Source organism: Planctomycetota bacterium, from assembly GCA_038746835.1.
Taxonomy (GTDB): domain Bacteria; phylum Planctomycetota; class Phycisphaerae; order Tepidisphaerales; family Tepidisphaeraceae; genus JBCDKH01.
The window spans coordinates 1-5,429 of record JBCDKH010000223.1; the positions used below are offsets into that span (position 1 = coordinate 1).

General features: G+C 63.0%; 7 protein-coding genes. 1 reads left to right on the forward strand and 6 read right to left on the reverse strand.

From position 1 onward, the window contains the following. From msrB to AAGI46_15410, 6 genes are all read right to left on the reverse strand, one after another. Positions 1 to 437: peptide-methionine (R)-S-oxide reductase MsrB (gene msrB / locus AAGI46_15385; GenBank protein MEM1013589.1), on the reverse strand; the 437-nt coding region annotated here is incomplete at its 3' end. 9 nt (positions 438 to 446) lie between these two features. Beyond that, positions 447 to 1,427, reverse strand: coding sequence for an aspartate-semialdehyde dehydrogenase (locus AAGI46_15390; GenBank protein ID MEM1013590.1), 981 nt, complete (start codon positions 1,425 to 1,427; stop codon positions 447 to 449). Positions 1,428 to 1,455: 28 nt separating this feature from the next. Then, on the reverse strand, positions 1,456 to 2,304 hold the full coding sequence (locus tag AAGI46_15395; GenBank protein MEM1013591.1) for a prepilin-type N-terminal cleavage/methylation domain-containing protein: 849 nt from the start codon (positions 2,302 to 2,304) through the stop codon (positions 1,456 to 1,458). 90 nt (positions 2,305 to 2,394) lie between these two features. Further along, entirely contained in the window at positions 2,395 to 2,913 is a 519-nt protein-coding gene (locus AAGI46_15400) for a hypothetical protein (protein MEM1013592.1), read from the reverse strand. A gap of 25 nt (positions 2,914 to 2,938) precedes the next feature. Then, positions 2,939 to 3,577 (reverse strand): PEP-CTERM sorting domain-containing protein, encoded by a 639-nt coding sequence (locus AAGI46_15405; protein ID MEM1013593.1) that lies wholly within the window; start codon positions 3,575 to 3,577, stop codon positions 2,939 to 2,941. A 44-nt stretch (positions 3,578 to 3,621) separates the two neighbouring features. Continuing rightward, the gene (locus tag AAGI46_15410) at positions 3,622 to 4,818 is read right to left on the reverse strand and encodes a GntR family transcriptional regulator (protein MEM1013594.1); all 1,197 of its coding nucleotides are present in this window, start codon (positions 4,816 to 4,818) and stop codon (positions 3,622 to 3,624) included. A gap of 174 nt (positions 4,819 to 4,992) precedes the next feature. On the opposite strand from AAGI46_15410, the gene AAGI46_15415 reads away from it, so the two are divergent. Next, a partial coding sequence (locus AAGI46_15415) for a hypothetical protein (protein MEM1013595.1) occupies positions 4,993 to 5,429 on the forward strand: 437 nt, incomplete at its 3' end.

Consider the following 5,429-nt stretch of genomic DNA (forward strand, 5'->3'; position numbering starts at 1 on the left):
AGCGACTCGCTGTTGACGCAGTGACGAAGCCCCGTCGGCGGCGGGCCGTCAGGAAAGACGTGGCCGAGGTGACAGTCGCAGCGTCGGCAGAGGATTTCGGTGCGGATCATGCCGTGGCTGCGGTCTTCCTCGACCTCGACGTTGTCGCCCACGGGCTGGAAGAAGCTCGGCCATCCAGTGCCGCTGTTGAACTTGGCGTTGCTGTCGTAGAGCGGCAGCTTGCACGAAACGCAGCAGTAAACGCCGTCGAGTTTGTTGTCGAGGAGCGTGCCACAGAAGGGGCGTTCGGTGCCCTTGCCGCGGGCGACGCGAAACGTCTCCTCGCTGCCGAGCTGCTCGCGCCACTCGGCGTCGGTCTTGACGACTTTCGGCTGCTCGATCGGGCCGGTGATGTCGCCCTGCTCATTGACAACGTGGACGCGGACAGTTTCTGGCATGGGCCAACGTTAGAGCAGCTCTGCGACCTGCACCGCGTTCGTGGCAGCGCCCTTGCGGATTTGATCGCCGGCGAGGAAGAGATCGATTGCAGTGCCGTCGGAGCGGCTGGCGTCTTGGCGGACTCGGCCGACGAGGACGGCGTCCTGGTGACTTGCTGCCTGCGGCGTGGGATCGTTGACAAGCTTGACGCCTGGAGCTTTCGACAGCACGTCCTGCGCCTGGTCGGGCGTGACGCGTCCGGCGAACTCGATGTTGACGCTCTCGCAATGCGCTCGTGGAACCGGTACACGGATGCAGGTCGCGGTCACGGCGAACTCTGGGACGCCGAAGATCTTGCGGGTCTCGTGGATCATCTTGCGTTCCTCTTCGTTGTAGCCGGTGCCGTCGATGGGCGAGTTGTGGCTGAATAGGTTGTCGACGATCGGATGTGGGAACAGCTCGGCCGCCGGTGCTTCATCCGCGGCGACCTGCTTCTGTTGCCGCTCCAACTCGGCCAATCCTGCGGCACCGGCTCCGCTGACGGCTTGGTAGGTGCTGACGACGATCCGCTTCACGCCGAACGCCTGATGCAGCGGCCAGACGACGACGTTCATGAGAATCGTCGAGCAGTTCGGGTTGGCGATGATGCCGCTGTGCTGACGGACGGCGGCCGGGTTGACCTCCGGCACGACCAGCGGCACGCCGTCGGTCATGCGGAACGCAGACGTGTTGTCGATGACCACTGCACCGGCGTCGACGGCAACTCGGGCGAACTCGCGACTGATCGATCCGCCGGCGGAGAAGAAGGCGACGTCGATGCCGGCAAAGCTGTCCGCCGTCGTCTCAAGGACAGTCAGCGTTTGGCCGCCGAAATCGAGTGTCTTGCCCGCACTCCTTCCGCTGGCGAGCAATCTCAGCTCGTTCAACGGAAAGTGTCGCTCAGGCAGAATCCGGAGCAGTTCCTGCCCGACCGCTCCGGTGGCTCCGACAATGGCGACGCGCTTTGACATGCGGCAGCAGCCTAGCCGCGGTACAAAATCACTGAACTTGCTTGAGCCGAGCGATCACGTCTCGATTCGTTTTGCTCATGTTGATCGCGGCAAAGTCGGTTCGGTAGACCGCCCGCACATGCCCGTCGAGAAAGAGCGTGACCGCTTGGCCTTGGTCGTTGCGGTAGTAGAGCCCGTCGTCCGGACCACCGACGTTTCCGTGCCGAAAGGCGACGTTCGGCGGAACCTGATTCGGATCGGTCGCGAACTGACCTTCATCGTGAATCCCGACGAAGTACCACTGCCATCCATTGAGTGGTCCAGCATCAGCGGCCGGCACAACATCGGTCATGAGCGGGTACTCGGTGCTCGCCCAGACCGTGACTTTCGGAAACCGTGGATGCCACCAGCCGACACCTTGAGTGCTTGAAGCCGTCACGGGCACCGCGTAGGTCGCTGGTCGACGAATCTTCCAGAACGGATTCATCGCGTTTAGCGAAACATCCGCGTCCGACGGACAGAGAAACAGCTCAATCTCCGGATTCTGTTTGCGAATCGCGGGATTTGGATTGTCCGGCAAACCCCAAGAAACCCAGTGGTCTTCCGGATTGTCAAGGGCGTAGGTGCTGATCGTGTTGGTCCAATCCTCTGACGGCTCCAGGCTGCCGCCGTTGAAGCCGTTGAACCAGCCAATCATCGCGTACTGGTAATCGTTGGCGTACATGGTCGCCATTGCGCCGATCTGCCGTTGGTTGCTAAGGCAAACCGCTGTTTGCCCTGACGCACGCGCGCGGACGAGCGAAGGCAGAAGGATGCTGATGAGCACCGCGATGATGCCGATGACGACGAGCAGCTCGACGAGCGTGAAGCCGCGTGGCCTTGCAGAACGGTGGATCATGACGAGCCTCCTCAGGCGGGAACGAAAGTTGAACTCCGCGGAATGCTGCCGAAGGCGGTCGGGCCTTGGGCAGTACAAGTAGTGGTCGACCTAGCTGGCCGAGGACATCACACGTATCTCATCGAGCACGATCGCCCCGCCCGGCTGGCCCATGTGGCGAAAGAGCAGGCGGAACGCCGCGGCATCCGACTTGCCGTGCTTCTCCGCGTGGGCGACGAGACTCTCGAGCGCGATCGTTCCCGGCATGTCATGGGCTTCCATCCACGGGACGTGGCCCAGGTCTCCGCCGGCGTCGTCGACGAACTGCACGCGAACCTGCAACATCGCCCCGCCGCGAAGCTCTGCGATCGCAATCTCGACACGATCCGCGCCCGCTTTGAACGGAATCGCGTTGTGATGCGGACGGCCCCAACGGGCGAACGCATCACTCTCCGGTTCCGTCTTGGTCAGGACGGCCCTTCCTGGCTCGGCCTCGACGAGGGCTGTCGGGCTGAGCTGGAAAAAGCCGGTCGTTTCGTCGAGCGGGTCGATTATGACCGGCTTCGACGCCGCACCGAAAAGCGCGGCGAGCGAAGCCGATACGAGGAGGAAGGTGGTTAGGTGACGCATAGGAGGATGCTCCATCCAGCTTGGTTTAGCGACGGCGACGTAGCCCGATGAGGCCGCCGAGCGCGAGGGCAGCGATGCTCGTCGGCTCGGGAATGGCGGTGAACGCGAACTGGTCGAACGACACGCCGTCGCCCACTTCACCGACGGCACCGCCGCCGGGCTTAACCAAGGCGAGCGCGATCGTGTAGCCCGTTGCGCTCGCCGGTGCGAGGTCGGCGACGTTGACGCTCAGGTCGGACGTGTCCTGCGTGTTGCCGCGTAGGACGACGGCCGGGTTGACGATCGCGTCGTTCGCGTCAAAGAAGAACGCTCGGATCGCGTACAGCACATCGTTCTCGCCGTCCGGGTTGATCAGCGAGATGCCGGTGACATCGAACTGGCCCTCATCTGTGAGGTCGAAGACCGTTGCACCACTCTGGTTGGCGTTAAAGGAGCTGCCCTCAGCACCGACGAAGTAGTCGATCGGTGTGAAGGAACTCGCGGCATCAGCGACTGGGAAGTTGCTGTTGAACGTGAGCGAAACGAGGCTCCCCGCGGCCGAGACGTCGACGCGGTCGTCGCGCGATTCGATGTTGGCCGTTGTCGCGAAGTCGTCTATGAAGGCGGCCGAGGCGAGCGAGGCCGTGAAGCCGAGGGTTACTGCAGTCGTGGTGATGAATCGCATGGTTCTCCTCCAGAGATGGAAAGTGGTCGGCACGTGGCCGTGCCTCAGGTCGTTTGATGGAAAGCCGGCGTCGCCGCGATTGGCGACGTAACGAGGTGCGGCGGACGCACGTGCAGCTTGCGATCGCCAAAGTCGCTTATGCGCTCGAGCAGCAGGTCTGCCAGAGCACGCCCCGCGGCCGTTTCGTCTTTCTCGATCGTCGCGTCGACGACGGCCGGCTCGTAGCGGCGAAGCGGACTCGTCGACCAGTAGTTGTCGTAGCCGACAAGTAGAACGTCGCGATTGGGAACCAACCCGAATCGACGAACTGCCGCAGCTGCGTACAGGCAGAGGTGATCCGTATCGAAGAGCAACGCGTCGGCGGGCTCGGGACCCGTCAATTGCTCGACAAGAAGACCCGCCATGAGGCGAACGCGGTGGTTGAACGTGTCGGCGTCCCTCGAATCTTCGCCCCCGGCGAAAGTGTCGTGTTGGTCGTTGATGACGCGCGGATCGAGTTTGGAGGCGTCTTCTAAGAAGCCGTCGTAGCGGGCTGCTCCCCAGTAAGGCAGGTCATTCGACAGGCCGTGCGTGCGAATCTGCACGGGCCGCTTCACACCTCGCTCGATGAGGAAGTTGACAAGAAGCTGGATGCCGGCGCGGTGGTCGCTGATGACGCGCGAGAAGTTCGACAGTTTCTCTCCGTCACCCTGCACAACCACCGGAATGCCGGCCGCCTCGATTTTCTGCAGTATTTTCCAGCAGATGGCGTCGGAGACGACAGCGTGTGGCGCGATCACGCCGACGGGCCGGCCGTCGATCAGTCGCTGGATCGATACGTCGTCCGCCGACGGGAGATGAACGGTGAGCACAGGATTCCCGCGTTCGGCAAATGCGTCGAAGATGGCGCGTTCGACGAGCATGCCGTTGTTTGCAACGGGCGGGCACGGAATCCGTGCGAAGACAACCGTCTCCCGCAGCACCTGCCCCGCCGCGGGCGAGACCGGCGGATCGGCAGGCTCGGCATCAGGTGTCGCGCAGACCACTCGCCCAGTCCCCCGACCGGCCGAGAGAAGACCTTGTGATTCCAGCTCCTTGAGTGCGGCTCGGACGGTGCCGCGGGCGATGCCGAGGTGTTCAGCGATGTCGAGCTCTGCCGGGAGTTGATCGCCGATCATCCACGTATCACGCAGGTTCTGGCGAAGGTACTTCAACGCCCTCGAACGCGGCCCGACACGCCGGACCGGGGCAGTTCTCGACACGGGAGATGGCGCAGCAGCGACGGGCACGGCCCACAATGTACTTCAAGTGGACTCATCGTCAAGGGGCGTCCAAGAAATGTGGCGATTTCTCGGCCCCGCATCTCTTTCGTTCGGGCCGGTTGACGAAGAGTCTAACCGAAGTACATTACCGGCAAGCCGTCTGGAGGAACCCCAATGAACCGCATCACCGCCTCTTTCGTTCTGCTCATCGGCCTTGTCGTTGGGCCATCGACCGTCAACGCTCAGCCGGAAATCGATCTCGCAGAAGCGCCACTTGAACAGCTCAGAGAGGTCCCCGGCATCGATGTGGTCGAGATCGACTTCACCGACGGCTTGGTTTCCGCGAGCGGGCTCGTGATCCATGGTGACGGACCAAAGCCCCAAGACCTTGCACTACGAAGCGGGCCGGCGACCGCCTTTGCCAGCGACTTGGTCGATCGCTCCGACAAGCCCTGGATTCGACGCTTTGGCCTGACCATCACCGACGACGAGTTCCTCAAGGCCGAACACGCGGCGGTTGACGTCCATTTCTCCGACCACCTCCCGGCTTGGGGCGGGGTCACCGTCGAGGCCAGGACGCCGTCGGGCCTGGTCGAAGTCGGCAAGGCTTG